General features: G+C 56.3%; 12 protein-coding genes. 10 read left to right on the forward strand and 2 right to left on the reverse strand.

What is annotated here, in order from left to right; translation table 11 throughout:
- Positions 1 to 185: 185 nt before the first annotated feature.
- Positions 186 to 1,673: a hypothetical protein gene (locus V9K67_RS07200; protein WP_336721126.1), complete on the forward strand. Its 1,488-nt coding sequence runs from the start codon at positions 186 to 188 to the stop codon at positions 1,671 to 1,673.
- Positions 1,674 to 1,784: 111 nt separating this feature from the next.
- On the opposite strand, the gene V9K67_RS07205 is transcribed toward V9K67_RS07200, so the two are convergent.
- Complete coding sequence (locus V9K67_RS07205) at positions 1,785 to 2,813, reverse strand: LacI family DNA-binding transcriptional regulator (RefSeq protein ID WP_336721127.1); 1,029 nt, start codon at positions 2,811 to 2,813, stop codon at positions 1,785 to 1,787.
- 655 nt (positions 2,814 to 3,468) lie between these two features.
- On the opposite strand from V9K67_RS07205, the gene V9K67_RS07210 reads away from it, so the two are divergent.
- The 9 genes from V9K67_RS07210 (at position 3,469) to V9K67_RS07250 (ending at position 19,529) form a co-directional block, all read left to right on the forward strand.
- On the forward strand, positions 3,469 to 6,705 hold the full coding sequence (locus V9K67_RS07210; protein WP_336721128.1) for a SusC/RagA family TonB-linked outer membrane protein: 3,237 nt from the start codon (positions 3,469 to 3,471) through the stop codon (positions 6,703 to 6,705).
- A 21-nt stretch (positions 6,706 to 6,726) separates the two neighbouring features.
- Positions 6,727 to 8,577, forward strand: a complete 1,851-nt coding sequence (locus tag V9K67_RS07215) for a RagB/SusD family nutrient uptake outer membrane protein (RefSeq protein ID WP_336721129.1) — start codon at positions 6,727 to 6,729, stop codon at positions 8,575 to 8,577.
- 24 nt (positions 8,578 to 8,601) lie between these two features.
- On the forward strand, positions 8,602 to 10,215 hold the full coding sequence (locus V9K67_RS07220; RefSeq protein ID WP_336721131.1) for a DUF5123 domain-containing protein: 1,614 nt from the start codon (positions 8,602 to 8,604) through the stop codon (positions 10,213 to 10,215).
- 74 nt (positions 10,216 to 10,289) lie between these two features.
- Positions 10,290 to 11,768 (forward strand): pectate lyase family protein, encoded by a 1,479-nt coding sequence (locus V9K67_RS07225; protein WP_336721132.1) that lies wholly within the window; start codon positions 10,290 to 10,292, stop codon positions 11,766 to 11,768.
- A gap of 51 nt (positions 11,769 to 11,819) precedes the next feature.
- Positions 11,820 to 13,304, forward strand: a complete 1,485-nt coding sequence (locus tag V9K67_RS07230; protein ID WP_336721133.1) for a pectate lyase family protein — start codon at positions 11,820 to 11,822, stop codon at positions 13,302 to 13,304.
- 57 nt (positions 13,305 to 13,361) lie between these two features.
- Positions 13,362 to 14,999 carry a glycoside hydrolase family 43 protein gene (locus tag V9K67_RS07235; RefSeq protein WP_336721134.1) on the forward strand — a complete coding sequence of 546 codons (1,638 nt, stop codon included), beginning with the start codon at positions 13,362 to 13,364 and terminating at the stop codon, positions 14,997 to 14,999.
- Positions 15,000 to 15,297: 298 nt separating this feature from the next.
- The gene (locus V9K67_RS07240; protein ID WP_336721135.1) at positions 15,298 to 17,205 is read left to right on the forward strand and encodes a PAS domain-containing sensor histidine kinase; all 1,908 of its coding nucleotides are present in this window, start codon (positions 15,298 to 15,300) and stop codon (positions 17,203 to 17,205) included.
- Positions 17,206 to 17,479: 274 nt separating this feature from the next.
- Positions 17,480 to 17,803, forward strand: a complete 324-nt coding sequence (locus V9K67_RS07245; RefSeq protein WP_336721136.1) for a hypothetical protein — start codon at positions 17,480 to 17,482, stop codon at positions 17,801 to 17,803.
- Positions 17,804 to 18,080: 277 nt separating this feature from the next.
- Complete coding sequence (locus V9K67_RS07250) at positions 18,081 to 19,529, forward strand: pectate lyase family protein (RefSeq protein WP_336721137.1); 1,449 nt, start codon at positions 18,081 to 18,083, stop codon at positions 19,527 to 19,529.
- 156 nt (positions 19,530 to 19,685) lie between these two features.
- Here V9K67_RS07250 and V9K67_RS07255 read toward each other — a convergent pair whose 3' ends face one another.
- Entirely contained in the window at positions 19,686 to 20,267 is a 582-nt protein-coding gene (locus V9K67_RS07255) for a DUF4202 domain-containing protein (protein ID WP_336721138.1), read from the reverse strand.
- Positions 20,268 to 20,447: the final 180 nt, after the last annotated feature.

Raw genomic sequence — 20,447 nt, forward strand, 5'->3', positions numbered from 1 at the left:
GTGTTTGTGATAAATTTGTATGGGTAAAAAATATTATTTGAAATTATTTTCAGATATTAAATAGTTAATGTATTTTGTGTACGTGTTGAACAGCGATTGATGCAGTTGCCTTATGGTTACCGGGACGCCCTCCTCCAGGGCGAACAGATCTGAACCCAGGATCGATTACCCATAACCATAAGTATATGAAAGTTTACACCAGTCGTTTTCTTTCCATTCTTCTCCTTTTTTCTTTAGCGGCCTGCAAGAAAGACGTTCGTGTTCCGGGCTTTGATGCGGAACGGCAATTACCCTTAGAACGGCTCAGTAAGCCGGAGCAGGAAGTGGTGAAAAAGTTTGAGCAGGCTTCCTGTGTGCTCCAGGGACTATTTGCCGATCAGCCGCTCCGGCAGGAATTCAATGCCTTTATTGCCGCAAAACTGGAGCGGACACAATCAGATGAGGAGCTGACGTTCCGGGAAATATTCAATGCAAGGCCGGTATCGCTGCCGGGTGTCAGGCAGGATTTTTTGCAGCGGTTGAAGGTTGCTTTTGTGCAAGCCTTCCTTGCGGGCAATTATCCCGGGGCGGATAAATACAAGGACTTAAAGTTCGGTTCGGAAGACGAACTGGCTGCCTTTTTTGATCTGGAAAAAGTAGCGTCTCCCGCTTTTCGGGTGAATGCAACGGCCAATACCGGTTATCAAACCGAGGGGCTGGGGCTTCCCTACATGATATACTTTCCTTATTCTGAAAATTTTCCTTCAAATAATTCCCGGAACTATACCATTTGTTATGATCCACTGTATACCAACGACTCGAATACAGGCTTGGTGTTCCACGCCGGCAGCGGCGAACTCCTCAAAGAAGTAACTGTGGATGACGATTACGCTTATGAGCATCCCACCTATTTGCTCACTTACGACGATGGCCTGCAACATTCCGATATTTCTTCCGGGCTGGTACCCGTTAAGTTTTCATCCTACCACAAGAAGTTTTTTAATGATGATTACCGGTCGGATTTTTTTAATGATACAGATTCAGAACAGGAGCAGGAAACCTCAACAACTGCCTGCACCACACGGCTCGGGGTAAAGGATGGCCGGTGGACCTTGCTGAAAAACGGCTATGGCCTTTTTGAAGGCGGGATTGATTATGCGGTTGCCGTTTCCTTCGGTGTTTCCTACGTAAGAATTCCCGGCGAAACTCCAGGGGCAAATCCTGAACTGATAATAGGTGGAGCTACGGCATGGGGTTATCAAAAAATCAGAAGGAAGAAAGTAAAGCAGATGCAGAAGAATGAAAATGAATATTGTTCCTTCGGAATGAATGTGGCGCCCTGGTGTGCAGGCAAACCAGACGGATTGGTGTTCCTTTATGAATATGACAGGCCTAAAAAATTTGGTCAAAGTACCAAGGAGTGGTCGGGCTTTGTCAGCCGCGCAGCCCTCTTGATTTCCGATCCGGTAACCAGGCAGAAGGTTATGGATTTAAGCAACAATGGCGTGCCGCCGCTGGTTACAGTTTCACTGGAAGGCAATTCCAATTCCAAAGTTGAACAAATCACTCAGATTAGTAGCGACGATGTCTGGATCAACCAGCAACAGCCTTCGCCATTTACGAAACCCTCCCTTTTAAACGGATACAGGGTCTACGGATCCGATGATGTGAATGTAACGTTGGTAATAGAATAAGGAACCAGGCCGGGAGTAACGGGGCGGGACACCGTAGGTGCCCAACGCTGTTTGTCAAGCTCAGGAACATAGGAACTCAGGAACGAACTCGTGAACTCGTAAACCCGTAAACTATCTCTTCTTCGAGGACTCTCTCACCGTCAGAATGTTATCCAGCACCCGGGTTTCGAACTCGGTTATGGGGCGTTTGCTTTCGATGATCTGAATGAGTTGTTCGATGGCGACCTGGCCGATTTCGAAGGCCGGCTGGCGCACCGTGGTGAGGGTAGGGGTGAACAGGTCGCCCAGGTTGGAATTGGTAAAACCCATGAACCCCATGATGGTCGATCCGGCGGGGTGGGTCTTCAGCAGCCGCAAACATTCCGTGGACAGGCGGTCGCCGGCCGTAAAGATGGCGTCGGGGCGGTCCGGGCCGGACAGCAGCTCGTTAAGAGCGTCTTCCACTTCGGTGGCGATCATGCCCCCGTGGTGGCAGTGCTTGAGCAGGCTTTCCCGGAAGGGCAGGCCGTGCTTTTCCAGGGCAGCCTTGTAGCCCTGGAGGCGGTCGCGGGTTATGGACAAATGCGCCGAGGAGGTGATATGGGCAATGCGGGTAAAACCCTCGGCGATCAGGTGTTCGGTGGCCGAAAAGGCGCCCTGGAAGTTGTTGGAGGTCACCTTGTGGGTCTCGATCTCGCTGGTGATGCGGTCGAAGAACACGATGGGCAGCCCCTTGTCGTGCAGGTCCTTCAGGTGCGCCAGGTCCTCGGTTTCGCTGGACAGCGAGATCAGCAGGCCGTCCACCGACCGCGAGGCCAGGTGCTGCACGTTCACCTTCTCCCGCTCGTACGACTCGTGGCTTTGGGTGATGATGACATGGTAACCCCGGTTGTAGGCAATGGATTCGATACCGTTGATGGCCTGCGAGAAAAAGTTGTTGGCGATCTCGCTCACCACGATGCCGATGGCGCGGCTTTTCCGTTCCTTCAGGCTCAGGGCTATGGGGTTGGGCCGGTAATTGATCTTTTCGGCGTATTCCAACACCAGCTTTTTCGTTTCCGGGCTGATCTCGTAGCTGCCGCGAAGGGCCCGCGAAACGGTGGAGGTGGACAGGTTCAGGGCGCGGGCAATATCTTTTATCGTAACGGTATCAAACTTCATCGGCTTGCTATTTTTCTATGGCAGCGGGTACTTCCGGTTTAAAAGTATAGTTTTTTTCCGGTTTCCCGCTTTCCCCTTTGAACGGTCCCTGCCCGCCGGCCCGTTCATCTGCAGCCTGAAATCGTTTTCCCCAAAGTGCGTCCCTGCCGGCAGGCGCCGGCACTCCCGGTCACAGGTCTCCTTCCGGATCCCCGGGGCGCAGGTGCCGGTATTTCTTTGAATTACTGTCAGTTAGCCGTGGACCGTGCTCCGAAACGCTTGATGCTGCCAACGCAATCGTTCCCGGAAACGATTGCATAAAAAAAGTAAAGCCTGCCGGTTGCGGGGAATATTTTAAGCTGTAGTCTTGCGTCCGCAATAAACAGGACAGCACAGGACAGGACCGTTCGACCCGATAAGAGGAAGAGTTGATAAAAGTTAGGAAAAGAGAGCAGCCAGGTCATTTTCTGAATTGTCCGGTTGACGTCACTTTGTGTGGTCTTTGGCTGCAACTTGCTGACATCCTGTTCGTTGCGACCGGCCAGATTAGAGCGCCTTTGCGAAACGGGCGATCATTTCCGGCCATTCGCCGATTCTTTGTTGAAACACTGAGTCGGGGCAAGGACCTTTGCGGCCCTTTCAACTTCGATTACTTTTTTAAAACTTAAGCTTGTATATGCTGAGAAAACTCTGCTTGTCATTGCTATTGACAGGTGCGGCTACCCTCACCTGGGCACAGACGCACAAAATTACGGGCACCGTCACCCGTTCCGGCGCATCGGAATCGCTGTCCGGCGTATCCGTAACGGTAAAGGGAACCAACACAACGGTGACCACAGATGCCAACGGAAAATTTACCATTAATGCTCCCCTCCAACCCGGTACTGTTTTAGTATTCAGCCACGTGGGCTTTTCCGCCCAGGAGGTGAAAGTGGGCGAAAAAACCTCCTTCAGTATTGCCTTGAAAGACGAAGCCGCCACCATGAGCGACGTGGTGGTGATCGGTTATGGCAAGGCCAAAAAAAGTGACCTTACCGGCGCCGTTGGCATCGTTAGCGGTAAGGACCTGGCCAAAACCCCCGTAGTGAATGCCGCCGAAGCCCTGACCGGTAAAGTGGCCGGTCTGCAGGTGACCACCACCGAAGGTTCGCCCGACGCGGAAATTAAAGTGCGCCTGCGCGGCGGCGGTTCGGTAACCGGCGACAACTCGCCGCTCTACATTGTGGATGGTTTCCCCGTGAGCACCATCAGCAACATTGCCGCTTCCGATATTGAAACCATTACCTTCCTCAAAGATGCCGCCTCTACCGCCATCTACGGTGCCCGGGCCGCCAACGGCGTCTTCCTGGTAACCACTAAGGAAGGTAAGGCCGGCAAGATCTCCGTAACGGCCAATGCCTACGGCGGTTTCCGCAAGATTACCAAGGAGCTGGACGTGCTGAATCCTTATGAGTACGCGCTGTACCAGTATGAGATTGACCAGTCCGCTACTTTCCAGAACTATTATGGCGCCTACAAGGACCTGGAAATTTACAAATCCATGAAAGGCACCGACTGGCAAAAAGAAGTATTCGGCCGCGCCGCCAAACAACAATATTACAACGTAGGGGTGAGCGGCGGTACCAAAGCCACCCGTTTTAACCTGAACCTTACCCGCAACGAAGAAGAAAGCATCATGCTGGGGTCGGGCTACGAGCGGAATAACCTGAACTTTAAGATCAACTCCGATATTTCCAGCAAACTGAGCTTTGACTTCAATACCCGCCTGTCGCATATGAAGATCGATGGTGCCGGTGTAAATACCGGTTCAGGTTCCAACACCCGTCTGCGCAACTCCATTAAATATGCGCCTACCCGTGGCCTGAAGTCGTTCGACCAGTCGCTGATCGACGACGACAACTCCACCATCAGCGCCGAAAGCCAGAGCCTGCTGTACGATCCGGTGAAATCGGTACTGGACGAGTACAAAAAACAAAGCAGACTGAACAATACCTTTAATGGCGGCCTGAGCTGGAAAGTGGCCAAGGGCATTACCTGGCGCACCGAGGGCGGTTACGAGTTCCGCAACGAACGGACCGACAACGTTTGGGGCCCTTATACCTCTAACGCCCAGCAATATGCCGGACAGCCCATCGGGCAGATCAGTTCGCTGAACGGTTACAATTACCGCGTGTCGAACTTCCTGACCGTGGACAAATCCAACTTTATCAACGGCCATAGTCTTACCGTTGTGGCCGGCCAGGAAGCCCTGTCCAGCGGTTTCAAACGCGTGACCAATGAATCGCGGTTTTTCCCCAGAGATATGAAAGCCGACGACGTAATGGCCTTCATGAACCTGGGTACGGCCATCCCGACCGTGACTACCATCTCTCCCGATACCCGCATGTCCTCCTATTTTGGCCGTGCCAACTATTCGCTGTTCAATAAGTACCTGCTGACCGCCACCATGCGGGCAGACGGCTCCAGCATCTTTGCGCAGGGCAAGCAGTGGGGGTATTTCCCCTCCGTGGCCCTGGGCTGGAAAATCTCGGACGAAGAGTGGATGAAGTCTCAGTCCGGCTGGCTGAACCAACTGAAGCTGCGTACTTCTTACGGTACTACCGGCAACAACCGCATCGACCCCAACCTGTGGGCGCTGATGTACAGCACCAGCAGCGAAAACAAGCCTTATTTCACCAACGAGGTGGAAGCGGCCCAGCTGATCCCGGGCTCCAACCTGCCCAACCCGGACCTGAAGTGGGAAACCACCGTTGTGCGCAACGCCGGCCTGGACTTCTCGCTGTTCCGCAGCCGCCTGAGCGGTACCCTGGACGTGTACTGGAACACCACCAACGACCTGCTGGTGCAGGCGCCGATCCCGACGCAATCGGGTTTCACCTCCCAGTTCCAGAACTTCGGCAGCACCTCCAACAAAGGCATTGAACTGGTGCTGGACGGCAGCATTCTCAATACCAAGGACTACAGCCTGAACGCCTCGTTCAACATCGGTATGAACCGCAACCGCGTGGAAGAGTTCCGCAACGGCGTGGCCGACTTCAAAACTTATACCTCCGGCTGGAACGGCACCGCCCAACCCCTGGAAGACTATATCATCCGGCAGGGGCAGCCTGTAGGCCAGATGTACGGTTATGTAACCGACGGCATGTACTCCTTCGATGACTTTACCTTTAACAATGCCACCAAAAAGTGGGACCTGAATAAAGGCGTAGCGGACAACTCCTCGCTGACCTCCGCCACCTACTTCGGCCCCGGCGCCCTGAAGTTCAAGGATATCAGCGGCCCCAATGGTGAAGCGGACGGCGTGATCGACGCTTATGACAAAACCGTGATTGGCAATGCCAACCCCGTACATACCGGTGGCTTCAGCCTGAACGGCCGCTACAAAGCCTTCGACATGATGGCCAACTTCAACTGGACGTACGGCAACGATATTTACAACGCCAACAAGATCGACTATACCACCTTCCTGTTGTCGCGTAAATACCAGAACCTCCTGGCCGATATGTCGCTGGAAAACCGTTTCACCATCATCGATCCCGAAACCGGCTACAACGTGGCTTCCGGCGCTAATGCCAACCCCGAGCGCCTCAAAGCCATCAATGCGAACGCTTCCATCTGGAGCCCGCTGATGACGCAAACCCCGCTGCACAGCTGGGCCATCGAGGACGGTTCTTTCCTGCGCCTCAACACCGTTACCCTGGGTTATACCCTGCCGCAGTCGCTGACCAAGCGTGCCCGCATCAGCACCCTGCGGGTATACGTAACCGGTTACAACCTGTACACGCTGACCAACTACTCCGGTTTCGACCCCGAGGTGGACAGCCGCAGAAACCCGCCGGTAACCCCTGGTGTTGACTATTCCGCCTATCCGAAAAGCCGCTCGTTCATCGGTGGCGTTAACGTAACCTTTTAATTGATTAATTGCCGATAAACAATGAAAAGAAGCACTTATATCACACTCGCCCTTTTTGCAGGACTGGGCCTGACCGCCTGTAAGAAAGAGTTCCTCAATACCCCCTCGCCCTCTGAATTTACCGAGGAAACGGTTTATTCTTCCGCCGCCTACACCGAGTTCGCCATCAATGGCATCTACTCCCTGCTTACCCAGGACCAGATGTACTCGGCCCGGCTGCCCCTGAACTACGCCACCAATTCCGATATCGAAATTGCAGGCGCCAATGCCACTACCTATAAGGAAAACTCCACCCGCGGGTTGTCGAACTATGCCGGCACCCCCGACAACTCTTCCATTACCCGGGAATGGAACATGATGTACAAGCTCATCGAGCGGGCCAACCTCGCCGTGGAAGGCATCCGCCAAAGCCCGGTGATGGCCACCGCCGACTCCACGAAAATGAAAGGCTACATGGCCGAAGCCCTGACCCTGCGGGCGCTGACCTACTTCGAGCTGATCAAGAACTGGGGCGATGTGCCCTACAAGGCCGAGCCCACCAAGAGCGACCTGTCGAATGTATTCCTGCCGGTTTCCGACCGCGATGAGATCTACGACAAGCTCCTGGCCGACCTCCAGGAAGCCGATAATATGTCCTCCTGGGTAGGCAGCGGTAATTACGGTACCGTTGAACGCATCACCAAAGGCTTTATCAAAGGACTTACCGCCCGCATCGCCCTGTTTCGCGGCGGCTACTCCATCCGCAACAAGCAAGGATGGCCCACCGAAAGAGGCGCCAACTGGCGGCAGTACTACGAGCTGGCACGTACCAAATGCCAGGAGATCATGGCCAACGGCAAGCACCAGTTGAACCCGGACTACCAGAATATCTGGAAAAAGCTGAACAGCATGGAACTGGACCAGACCTATTTCGAAAACCTGTTCGAGGTAGCCAATGGCCTGGGCCGCAGCGGCGAAATGGGCTACACCATCGGGGTGCGTTTTATGCCGAACAAAAAGTATGGCTTCGGCAACAATGCCAACGTGGTGAATACGACGCCTTACTACTTCTATTCCTTTGACCAGAAAGACCTCCGCAGAGACTATACCGTAGCGTATTATACCTACAGCAACAGCGCCGGCGAGGCCAAGGAAGTGTTCGTATCGAACCCCCTGAGCTTCACCTTCGCCAAATGGGACCAGCGCATGATGGGCGACAAATGGAAAGCCCTGAACCTGGCGGCCAGCGGCAAGTTCGGCTACGGCATCAACTGGTCCATTATGCGTTATTCCGACGTGCTGCTGATGTTTGCCGAAGCGGAGAACGCCCTGAACGGCGGCCCCACTGCAGCGGCCAAGGACGCCCTGAAAAAAGTACGCAGCCGGGCTTTTGCGGCCGGCGACCGTGCCCAGAAGGTGGAGGTGTATGTGAACAACCTGGCCGGCGAGCAGGACTTCTTCAACGCCATCGTGAACGAGCGCGCCTGGGAATTCGGCGGCGAAGCGGTACGCAAGTACGACCTCATCCGCTGGAACCTGCTGGAAGCAAAGATCCAGGAGCAGCGCAACGTGCTCAAGCAAATGATGGCCGGTACCGGTGCCTACAGCACCCTGCCTAAGAACCTGTTCTATAAGTATGACGCCAACAACGAAACCCTGGATAAGACCAGCTTCAATTTCTATGAGGATAAAGGTTCGGCCGACATCGCCGGTTATACCAAGGTGGCCTGGCTGGCCGGTTATTCCGACGCCAACAAGACCTCTTATACCCAGCAGATCGACCTGTTCAGCAGCGGGCTGAACGAAAAGGTTCCCAACCGTCACCTGTATCCTTATCCCGGTACGGTAGTGGCCGAATCGCAGGGCTTACTGAAGAACGCTTACGGTTTTTAATCACATTCAACCTCTTTTATAGAAATGCACTCCAAGAATATCTATAATATCCTTTTTCCCGTATTGGCAACCGGGATCATCGCTTCAGGCATCGCTTCCTGTAAAAAAGCCAACGACTGGGAACAGGACCAGAGCTACAACCGCCTGTTCCGCCCTACCGAGCTGACCGCAACGGTAGACGGGGTAACCCCCACCATCCGCTGGAAGACCACGCCCAATACCCAGGGGTATGTAATCGAGCTGAGCCAGGACAGTCTGCAGTTCAACAGCATCCAGAAAACCTATAAAGGGGTCGCTTCCAAGGACGCCACCGGCTACTTTTTCGTGGTCCCCGACCTGCTGGAACCCCTGACCCAGTACTCCATCCGGATCAAAGGCACCGACTCTATCGGTATTCCCGAGTCCCAGTGGGCGACGGTAGCTTTTAAAACCAGGACGGAGCAGATCTTCAATGCCGTTACGGATGCGAACCTGTCCACGAACTCGGCTAAGCTGACCTGGAAGGCCACACCCGATGTAACGCACATTACTATCGGCGCCAACCGGTACGATATTTCGGCTTCGGAAAAAGCCGCCGGAGAAAAAACCATCTCCGGTTTGCTGAATGATACCGAGTATACCGCCACCCTGTATTTCAATACCCGCATCCGCGGCCAGATCAAGTTCGCGACGCTGCCCCAGTTGCCTACCGGGCCCAACGTGGTGAACGTAGCTGCCGGCGACTCGCTGTCCGTGCTGATGCAGAACGCCGCCAACGGCACCATTTTCGTGCTGCGCAAAGGGACCAAGTACAGCACCGACAACCTGGTGAACCTGCCCGAGGGAGCGTCCTTCACTGTATGGGGCCAGACCGGCGGTGCCAAGCCGATCATTGCTTTCAACGGCATCAACCTGCCCGCCAATGCCGGCACCATAAAGTTTGAAAACGTGGACCTGACCGGTTACCAGGAAGGTGATGCCAGCAAGACCAAGCGCAACTACATTTTCAACCAGTCGGCCGCCTCCACCACCGCCGAGATTGTTTTTGAAAACTGTACCATCCGCAACTTTGTCAACACGCCCATGCGTATTCAGGGTACCAACAACATTACCATTGGTAAGTTTTCCGTGTCCAAATGCCTTGTTTATGACATTGGTGTGAACGATGCCGGTACCGGTTCGTATGCCTTCATCCATACCAACGTGGCTAGCGGCAAGATCAATAACATTTCCATTACCAACACTACGTTTTACAAGATCGGTTATGGCCTGATCCTGCATAATGCCGCCCCGTCGCAAACCGTGCTGGTGAAGGATAATACGTTCTACAACATCGTGGGCAGCACCCGGTACTTTATTGATTACAACACGCAGGCGGTTTCTTCCTCCTTTGTGCTGGAAAACAATATCCTGGCGAAAACGCACTCGACTGCGTCTCCCTCTACCGCAAGAGGGATCCGTTCGGCTACCGCTCCTACGGTGATCAATACGTACAAAACTACCGACGTGCAGTTTTCTGCCAATCCTATTGCGAACATCCTGGATTACAGCAAAGCGAGCACCGACCTGTTTGCCGATCCGGACAACGGCGTCTTTACCATCAAGGACGGTTCGTTTGCCGGCAGCGCCACCGCAGGCGACCCCCGCTGGAGGCCGTAACCTCTGACCGAATTTTTACGAAGGTGTGGCCGGCAACGGCCGCACCTTTTTTTATCCATCTAAAAACTGATCCTGTGCGATACGTTTCTCTGCTTACTTTTTTCGGACTGCCGGTTCTGCTGGCTGCAGCCAGCTGCAATAAGCCCGGCGATGCTACGGCCGGTATATCTGGTACCGTCACTACCACCACCGAAGGACCCACCCAGGTGCAGGAAGACGCCCTGGCCTTTCCCGGGGCCGAGGGTTATGGGAAATCCGCTACCGGCGGCCGCGGCGGCAAGATCATTAAAGTCACCAACCTCAATGATGCCGGCCCGGGCTCGCTGCGCGCCGCCCTGGAGGCCGCCGGCCCCCGCATCGTGCTGTTTGAAGTGTCGGGCACCATTGCCCTGAAAAGCCGCCTGGTCATTAAAAACGGCGACCTGACCGTCGCGGGCCAGACCGCTCCCGGCGACGGCATCTGCCTGCGCCACTACGAAGTGAACGTGGATGCCGACAACGTCATTCTCCGCTACCTGCGCTTCCGTATGGGCGACGAGGCCCGGCAACAGGCCGATGCCCTCTGGGGCCGCTACCACCAGAACCTGGTGATCGACCACTGCTCCATGAGCTGGTCCATCGACGAATGCGCTTCCTTTTATGCCAACAAGAACTTTACGATGCAGTGGTGCATCCTGTCGGAAAGCCTCAACAAATCCTTCCATGAAAAGGACGACCACGGCTACGGCGCCATCTGGGGCGGCACCAACGCCTCCTTTCACCACAACCTGCTGGCCCACCACAACAGCCGCAACCCCCGCTTCAACGGCGGCGGCCGCAGCGGCCTGCCTGCCAGCCCCCTGGGCCCCGAAACCGTAGATTTTCGCAACAACGTGCTGTACAACTGGGGCGCCAACAGCTCCTACGGCGGCGAAAACGGCACCTACAACATTTTTGGCAACTACTACAAGCCCGGGCCGGGGACCGAGACCTCCAAACGCAAACGGATATGCGAAATTTCGATGGACGCCGACCCCGTGACCTTCGCCCCGGGTTTCGGCACCTTTTATATTTCGGGGAATTACGTGGACGGCAATACAGCCGTTAGCGCCGACAACTGGAACGGCGGGGTGGACCTGCGTCCCGGCGCTGTGCTGGCCCAGGCCAGGGCGGCGCAGCCCTTTGCCTTCAGCGCATTAACGGAACAGTCCGCTGCCACGGCCTATACGGTCGTCCTGGCCTATGCCGGCGCCAGCCTCAAACGCGACGCGGTGGATACCCGGGTAACGGGTGAGGTACGGGCCGGCACCGCCACCTACAACGGCTCCAAAACCGGCAAAAAGGGCATCATCGACGCGCAAACGGACGTGGGCGGCTGGCCCGAACTGAAGCAGGGCGCCGTGCCCGCCGACACCGACGGCGACGGCATGCCCGACGACTGGGAAAAAGCCCAAAAACTCGATCCCAAAACCGCCAATGCCTCCGGCCGCCAGCTGAGCACCGCCTACGACAACATCGAAGTATACTGCAACAGCCTGGTGAAAGGCATTACGGAAGCACAGAAGGGTTTGTAGTTTATGGTTTGTAGTTTGTAGAAGGCGTAAAATGAATTGTAAAAAAATCATATGACAACCGTTCAACGAATTTTCTGTTTATCGATTGCCGCACTGGCGGCAACAGGCGCCTCGGCGCAAACCATTGCTTTTCCAGGAGCCGAGGGGTATGGCAAATACGCCACCGGCGGCCGTGGCGGCAAGGTAATCAAGGTGACCAGCCTCGACGATGACGGTCCCGGCAGCCTGCGGGCGGCCGTCAATGCCAAGGGACCCCGCACCATCGTGTTCGGCGTGTCGGGCACCATCCACCTGCTGTCACCCCTGGGCATCAAGGGCAACGTGACCATTGCGGGCCAGACCGCCCCGGGCGACGGCATCTGCCTGGCCGACCACCCCGTGCAGCTGGCCGGCGACAACATCATCATTCGCTACCTGCGCTTCCGTATGGGCGACCGCTACCAGAACCAGGGCATGGTGAACGGCGCCGGCGGCGACGACGCCTTCAGCGGCCAGCGGCGCAAACACATCATCATCGACCACTGCAGCATGAGCTGGAGCACCGACGAAGTATTTTCCGTCTATGCCGGCGACAGCACCACCCTGCAATGGAACCTCATTGCCGAACCGCTGAACTACTCCTACCATTTCGAAACCGGCGACAAGGACTTTGAACACCACGGCTTCGGCGGCATCTGGGGCGGCCGCCATACCTCCGCCCACCACAACCTGTTTGCCCACTGCGCCAACCGCACCCCCCGCTTCGACGGCGAACGCAATATCCCCGAAGAATTCGTGGATTTTCGCAACAACGTGATTTACAACTGGGCCCAGAACAACGTGTATGCCGGGGAGGGCGGCAACTACAACCTGGTGAACAATTATTACAAATGGGGGCCGAACACGGCGCCCAAAGTAAAATACCAGCTGCTGAACCCCTATAAAAAGGAACCTAACCTGCCCTATGGCCAGTTCTTCCTTTCGGGCAATTACGTGGACGGCTCACCGGCAGTGACGGCCAACAACTGGAGCGGCGTGGTGATGAACGAAGGCACCGCCGCCGATACGGTGCGGGCAAAAGCAGCAGCGCCCCACCCGGCTGAAGCGGTGACCACCCATTCGGCGCAGGAGGCCTATGGACAGGTGCTGGTGTTGGCCGGCGCCTCCTTAAGCAGGGATACGCTCGACAGGCGCATCGTCGGCGAGGTGCACAGCCGTACCGGCCGCATCATCGACGTTCAGGGCGGCTACCCCCACGGTACCGCTTACGAACAAACGAAAGGCGCCTGGCCGGCGCTGAAAACCGCCGCCGCTCCGCCCGATGCCGACAACGACGGCCTGCCCGATGCCTGGGAAAAGAAAAATGGCCTGAATGCCCGGGACGCTTCCGACGCTTCGGCTTCCAGGGCGGGTTCTGCGTACACCCACATCGAATATTACATCAACAGCCTCGTGGAAACCGCCGCCACGGCCCAACCGGCCCAGCCGGTCAAACAGGGCAAAGCCGGCAAAGCCAGTAAAGCCGGGAAGGCCGGAAAAATGAACCGGAGAAAATAGACATTCTGTTTCTTTGCGCCACCACGAATACCCTAGACCATAAACCCCAAAATCGCCATGAAACGATTCAGCGCTTTCCTGCTCCTCGGCCTTTGCCTGCAGGCATCGGCCCAGAAGACGGAACTTTCGAAAGTATGGGTGCCCGACCTGGGCAACGGCACGTATAAGAACCCCGTGCTGCATGCCGACTATTCCGACCCCGACGCCGTCCGCGTAGGCAACGATTTCTACCTCACCTCCTCCTCCTTTGCGGACGTGCCGGGCCTGCCGATCCTGCACTCCAAGGACCTGGTGAACTGGACCCTAATCGGCCATGCCCTGAAACGCCAGCCGCCCTTTGAGCATTTTTCCAAAGTGCAGCACGGCAATGGTGTCTGGGCCCCCTCGCTCCGCTACCGCAACGGCGAGTTTTACCTTTATTACCCGGACCCGGATTTCGGCATCTACCTGGTAAAAGCGAAAAACCCCGCCGGTCCGTGGAGCGACCCCATCTTGGTGGAAGGCGGCAAGGGCCTGATCGATCCCTGCCCCCTCTGGGATGACGATGGACAAGCCTACCTGGTGCACGCCTATGCGGGCAGCCGCGCCGGCATCAAAAGCGTGGTGGTGGTGAAAAAGATGAATGCCGAAGGCACCAAAACCATTGATGAAGGCAAACTCGTTTACGACGGCCATGAGCTGGACCCTACCCTGGAGGGCCCCAAGTTCTACAAGCGCAACGGCTACTACTACATCTTTGCCCCGGCGGGTGGTGTGCCCACGGGCTGGCAGCTGGTGCTGCGTTCCAAAAACATTTACGGTCCCTACGAGCGCAAGGTGGTGATGGACCAGGGCGCTTCGCCCGTCAACGGCCCGCACCAGGGCGCCTGGGTGAACACCCCCACCGGCGAGGACTGGTTCCTGCACTTTCAGGACAAGGAAGCCTACGGCCGCGTCGTGCACCTCAACCCCATGAAATGGGTGGGGGACTGGCCGGTGATCGGTGTGGACAAGGACGGCGACGGCAAGGGCGAGCCCGTGACGGTTTATAAAAAGCCCAACGTGGGCGGCAAAACCTATCCCAGGGCCACCCCTCCCGACAGCGACGAGTTTAACGGCACCTCCCTGGGCCGGCAATGGCAGTGGGCCGCCAATCCCAAGGCCACCTGGTCGTTTATGAACACTGCCAAAGGCAGCCTGCGCCTGTTTTCCGATAAGGCCGACAGCGTCAAAAACCTCTGGGACGCCCCCAACGTGCTGATGCAGAAGTTCCCGGCCGAGGAGTTTATGGTTACTACCAAGGTGGCGTTCACGCCCAACAACTCCAAGATCGAGAACGAGAAGGCCGGCCTGGTGATTATGGGCTTCAGCTATGCCCATATCGGGTTTAAGAGTAAAAAGGGCGAGATCAGCCTCGTATACACCCTCTGCAAGGACGCGGTGAATGGCAAGGCCGAGACCGAGCAGGTGATCCGCCGGGCAGGCGATTCCACCGCCACCGCTTATTTTCGCGTAAAAGTGACGAAGGGCGGCAAATGCCGGTTTAGCTACAGCACCGACGGCAGCTCCTTTACCGAGGTGGGCGAGGAGTTCACCGCCGAAGTGGGCCGCTGGGTCGGTGCCAAGGTGGGCATCTTCTGTACCCGCCAGACGCAGATCAACGATTCGGGCTTTGCCGATTTCGACTGGTTCCGCGTCGAGCCCATTGCCCTTTAGGAAATTGGTTAATTGGTTAATTTGTTCATTAGGCCTTGATCGTTGAAACGTCGCCTCTTTACACCTAATACCCAATTAACCAATTAGCCAATTAACTAATCCCTAATCTCTTATGGCTTAACCGCTAGTGCAATTCGGGACTCTTCTGTAATTCGTTAAGCGAAAACGTTTAGCCCGGCAAAAAACAGGAAGGAAGGGGGCCATGGCCCCGCTTCCTTTTTTTAATTTGGTGGGGTGATTATCCGTACCTGTCCCGGCAGGGCGGTTTTTCCTTGCTTTGTTTTGCATTAACCAATCCATGATGAACCACGTTACCGCTGCTGCTCCTTATTCGGACATCCTCTGCCTGCTCACCGGCGGGGAGGAAACGGTAGTCCCGCGCTCCCAGGCCGGGCCAGACACTGTCCTCCAGAACTTCTATTCGGCCTTTGCCAGCATGGAAGACGGCTTTTTCTTTGCCAACCGCCAGCTCCGGCTTACCTATTACAACCCCGCCGCCGAATCCATTTTCCGGAAAGCCTATCAACAGGAAATAATGATCGGGGAAAGCATTCCCGCCCGCCTGCCGGCCGACCGCAGGGAGGTGGTCGCCACTTTTTTCCGCCGGGCGCTGAAAGGCGAAACCATCGAGTACGAAACGGTGCTGACGGAGGAGGGGGTGGCCCCCCTGTGGCTGGGCTGCCGGTATTTTCCCACCCGCGATGCCCTGGGCAACATTACCGGCATTTGCGGCATCCTGAAAGACATTACGGTACGCAAGGAACTGGAGAAAGCGGAAGCGGAACGCAAGAAGATGGAGGAAAAGCTGCTCCAGGAAAAGGCGCTCTTTGAGGAGTTTATGAAGAATACGCCCCTGCGGGCCTGGATCGCCGACGAAAACGGGGCGCTGCATTATTTCAACCCGGTATTCGCCCGTGAGTTCGGCCTGGAAACCGCCGCAGGTAAGGTCAATGTTTTTAATTTGTTCCCCGAAGACCTGGCCTGGAAATATTTTCTGCAAAACCAGGAGGTGATCCGCGGCGGCCGGCCGGTGGTGAGTGATGAAGAATCCATCCTTCCCGATGGCACGCACCAGAACGTCAAGCTCGTGCGTTTCCCCCTGACCGTCGACGGCCAGTCGATGGTGGGCGGGTACACCGTCGATATTTCCGCCCATATAAGGCTGCAGGAAGAGCTGGCCAAAAGCGTGGAGCAGTTCGAATACGCTACCAAGGCCACTTCCGACGCCATTTACGAATGGGACCTGGAAAGCGGCCGCATGCAGCATTCCTGGTTTTACAGCAAGCTGTTCGGTTCGCAGCAATACCCCATGGCGCATTTCGAAGGGGTACACCCCGCCGACCGCGACCGGGTGCAACAACAGGTGGTGGACACCCTCAACGACCCCCAAAAGGACCGCTGGCAGCTGGAATACCGCCACCGCTCGGGGGGCAGCCAGTACCGCCACATTATCTGCAAATCCTTCGTGATCCGCCGCAATGGCAAAGCGGTGCGGGTGATCGGCGCCAAGCAGGACATTACCGAGCAGAAAAAGCTGCAGGAGCGGCTGATTGAGCAGGAAAAGGGCATCAAACGCGAAATTGTCCGGTCCGTAATCGAAACCCAGGAAAAAGAGCGCCGCCAGCTGTCGGTGGAGCTGCACGACAATATCAACCAGATGGTGGCGTCCTGCAAGCTGATGCTGGAGATCGGCCTGTCCAACCCCGCCAATGCCCCCCTGTTTACCGAAAAAGCCTATAACCACCTGCAGGAGATCATTACCGGCATCCTGCGCATCAGCCACAACCTCAATCCTTCCACCATCGAGGACATCGGCCTGAAGGAGGCGCTGGTACAACTGCTGGGCAAAACGGCCGTTACCGAAAAGCTGAAGATCGAGTTCACCCACCACCATTTCCTCGAAGCCCACCTGGCCCAGCCCGAAGACAAAGTGGCGGTGTACCGCCTGGTGCAGGAACAGCTGGCCAATATCGTGCAGCATGCCGGCGCCCGCAACGTTTGGGTGCGGCTTGCGTCCGGTCCCAACAAGGTATTCCTGTCCGTGGAGGACGACGGCAACGGCTGCGACAAGGAAGCCATGGTCACCGGCCGGGGCCTGCGCACCATCTACCACCGCGTGGAGTATTACAACGGGAAAATGATCCTGGATACGCAGCCGGGCCAGGGCTGCCGGCTGAAAGTGCTGCTGAAAACCGGCGGCCGGTGAAATTGGGGATAAAGCTCATCAATTGGTGAAAAGGGATAAAGCGGTCTCTTTTCCTAACTTATTGACATTCCTGCCGTACGGCCGGCGCCCTGCCGGAAAGGGGGGCGGTGCAAAAAATGTGAATGCCCGAAACCCTTTACAGGCAAGGCTTTCGGGCGATTGAGCCGTTAAGCGTTAAATATGGCACTTTGTTTGGCAATACATAATCGGAAGAACCTCGTATATAGGCTGTATGGACTGGTAACGCAGAACGCTCACTGAAAAAAGTACTGTTATGAAAAATTCTAAACACATTACCTCGGTAGAAAGCAAGGTGAAACTTCCGGAAGCCACAGTAGAAAGCTATATCAACCACCGCTATCAAAAAACCCGTACCGACCGGGATGCTTCCGGCGCCTATGATTTCTCCTCCGACCATTTTGAGCAAATCGATATTTGCTCCGCTTATTCACCCGTTTACGGCACCCTGGAAATTGTCTGCAACACGGGCTATTCGATCTACAGCATGAATGTTCCGGTAAGCACCCGCTTCCTGATCATCTGCACCCGGGAGCTGGAAAGCGCCTATAAGCTGACCTGGAGCTTTTCGCTCTCCTGATGAAGGATACTGCCGCCCGTCGCCCTTCTCCTGGAACCTGTTTCGTCCGCACCCTTTGCCCGGTCGTGACCGGAAGACGCCTGACTGTATTGCCTCCTGCAGGTGCTGCTTCCCGTTACTCCCTGTTGCCGGCTTTTGACCGCCGCCCGGCTGTTTCCCTGCACCCGGCCTTTCGGGAACGTTTGCATAAATAAATCAGTACGGCTGCCCGCCGACCGAAGGTAGAACGGGGCAGAAAAACGTTCTTTGCGCCCTCACGATAAATTCATTAGCGATCATGAACAGCAGAAAATGGGTCGCCTCCTTATGGGCGGCAGGCAGCCTGCTTTGCGGCACTGCCTTACGGGCGCAGCAATTGGCCTTTCCCGGGGCGGAAGGCTTTGGCAAATGGGCTACCGGCGGCCGCGGCGGCAAGGTAGTGGAAGTGACCAACCTCAACGATGACGGACCGGGCTCCTTCCGCCAGGCTTTTGGGGAATATCCCGGCGAACCCCTGACGATCGTTTTCCGGGTGGGCGGGCTGATTGAACTGAAAACGCCGCTGAAGGTGAACCGCTCCAACATCACCATCGCCGGCCAGACGGCTCCCGGCGACGGCATCTGCCTGACCGGGAATTCGTTTGTACTGAGCGGCGGCGGTAAGGGCGGTCCCAAAGGGAACGTCATTATCCGTTACCTCCGTTCGCGGCCCAGCTACAAGCTCAAAACCGGGGTCTACGGCTTCGATATGGAAAACTGCACCAACGTGATCATCGACCACTGCTCCTTCAGCTGGGCCAACGAAGAGTGCGCCGCCATGTACGACAACAAGTATGTGACCGTTCAGTGGAGCATTGTCAGCGAAGGCCTGTACCAGGCCGGCCATGCCAAGGGCGCCCGCTCGTACGGCGGCGTCTGGGGCGGGCAATACGTTTCCTACCACCACAACCTCATAGCCCACCAGAACAACCGGGCCATCCGCTTCAACGGCGCCCGGGCACACGATACCATGGCCGTGGTGGACTACCGCAATAACGTCATTTACAACTGGGGAAAATACAACGCGGCCTATGGCGGCGAAGTGGAAATCAACGGCGGCGTGTCGCAGGTGAATATGGTGGGCAACTACTATAAACCCGGACCGGCTACCGGCAGGCCCCTGCAATTTGTACAGGCCAATTACACGGCCGCCAAAGCCAAAGGCATCGGCCAGTGGTATTTGGCGGGCAACATCATGGAAGGCAACCGTGCCCTGACCCGCAACAATACCGGCGGGCTGGACCTGCAGCACCTGCCCGACGACCAAAGCCGGAAGGCCGCCCGCTCCTCCGCGCCTTTCGCCATCACCGCATCGCTGCCCCGGCAAACCGCCGCCGATGCGTACAAGGCCGTGCTGGCAGGTGCCGGCGCCCTGCTGCCGCACCGCGATGCGGTGGACAGCCGCGTAGTGGAAGAAACCCGCAAGGGCACCGCTTCCGGAAAGGGCTCCATCGGCAAGGGCATTATCGACGATCCGTCGGGTGTGGGCGGCTGGCCCGCTTATGCTCCCGGCACGGCCCCTGACGATAGCGACCACGACGGCCTGCCCGACACCTGCGAGGACCAAAAAGGATACAATAAGAACGATGCGGCCGACCGCAACGAACTGCTTCCCAATGGCTACACCCGCCTGGAGGAATATCTGAATAGCCTAACCTCACCCCCGGCCCCTCTCCATTTGGAGAGGGGTGCCCCAACCAGTAAGTGATCCTGCTGGTGGGTACATAGACGTTTGTTCATTAGAAAAGCCTTTTCCACACCGGAAAAGGCTTTTCTAATGAATAGAGTTCTTTTCTTCAAACCAGTAGGATAAGCCTCTGGTTTGGGCACCCCTCTCCAAATGGAGAGGGGCCGGGGGTGAGGCCTACCCCAGTATCGCTTTTTCCACCAGCTTCTTGCCCAGGGTGGAAAACTTCAGGGTCAGTGCCGCGTCCCTTCCGGGCTGGGTCATTTTGTTCCAGGATTTCTGAAGGATGCGGATCATTTTCTGCTCGTCGTGTTTTTTCAAAAAGTCCTCGTACTGGAATTCCAAAAATACCAGGCAGAGGGCGTTTTCCATGGCCTGCACCTCGGCGTCGGTGCGCAGGCCTTCCTTGCGGATGATGTGCTGCACCTCCCGGATCTGGTCGTCGCCATAGCCCGCCTCATGCATCAGCTCGCCCGCCTTTTCGGCATGGAACTTCGCCAGGTCGGTCCGCCACTGGTAGTAGCCGGGCTTGTTCATGGGGTATTTTTCCCGCGGGCTTTGCCAGCGGCCGATGTGCTGGGCCCGGGAAGCCAGCAGCAGGGCTTCGCTGGCCTGGGGCGCCAGCTTCCTAATCCATTTATACAGTTGCAGGGCATAAAAGTATTCGGCCGGGTAATCTTTTCCTTCCCAGGTGATGCTATTGGGGTCCTGCAGGTTGTAGGCGTCAAATAATTCAAAGGCCTTTTCCAGTTTGCTCATAGTGTGTCCATTTTGTTGCGGGCAGCCGCGATGATGAAATATACGAATAGGGCAGGGCTGTTGGCAAGCAGGCGGGCCTTTTTCTTTTAGGGGCCCAACGCAATAATTCCCTGTAAAATTAAGGGTTGCCGTTCTTCTTCAGGCGTTTGGAGGGGCGGGTGTATGGACGGGCTTATCAGA

The organism is Huijunlia imazamoxiresistens (assembly GCF_037132455.1).
In the GTDB taxonomy this organism is placed as follows: Bacteria; Bacteroidota; Bacteroidia; order Chitinophagales; family Chitinophagaceae; genus Flavisolibacter; species Flavisolibacter imazamoxiresistens.

What these genes read in the sequence shown, in the direction of transcription:
- V9K67_RS07200 (WP_336721126.1), top strand. Translation starts at nt 186, where the DNA reads ATGAAAGTTTACACCAGTCGTTTTCTTTCCATTCTTCTCCTTTTTTCT.
- V9K67_RS07205 (WP_336721127.1), bottom strand. Translation starts at nt 2,813, where the DNA reads ATGAAGTTTGATACCGTTACGATAAAAGATATTGCCCGCGCCCTGAAC.
- V9K67_RS07210 (WP_336721128.1), top strand. Translation starts at nt 3,469, where the DNA reads ATGCTGAGAAAACTCTGCTTGTCATTGCTATTGACAGGTGCGGCTACC.
- V9K67_RS07215 (WP_336721129.1), top strand. Translation starts at nt 6,727, where the DNA reads ATGAAAAGAAGCACTTATATCACACTCGCCCTTTTTGCAGGACTGGGC.
- V9K67_RS07220 (WP_336721131.1), top strand. Translation starts at nt 8,602, where the DNA reads ATGCACTCCAAGAATATCTATAATATCCTTTTTCCCGTATTGGCAACC.
- V9K67_RS07230 (WP_336721133.1), top strand. Translation starts at nt 11,820, where the DNA reads ATGACAACCGTTCAACGAATTTTCTGTTTATCGATTGCCGCACTGGCG.
- V9K67_RS07235 (WP_336721134.1), top strand. Translation starts at nt 13,362, where the DNA reads ATGAAACGATTCAGCGCTTTCCTGCTCCTCGGCCTTTGCCTGCAGGCA.
- V9K67_RS07240 (WP_336721135.1), top strand. Translation starts at nt 15,298, where the DNA reads ATGATGAACCACGTTACCGCTGCTGCTCCTTATTCGGACATCCTCTGC.
- V9K67_RS07245 (WP_336721136.1), top strand. Translation starts at nt 17,480, where the DNA reads ATGAAAAATTCTAAACACATTACCTCGGTAGAAAGCAAGGTGAAACTT.
- V9K67_RS07250 (WP_336721137.1), top strand. Translation starts at nt 18,081, where the DNA reads ATGAACAGCAGAAAATGGGTCGCCTCCTTATGGGCGGCAGGCAGCCTG.
- V9K67_RS07255 (WP_336721138.1), bottom strand. Translation starts at nt 20,267, where the DNA reads ATGAGCAAACTGGAAAAGGCCTTTGAATTATTTGACGCCTACAACCTG.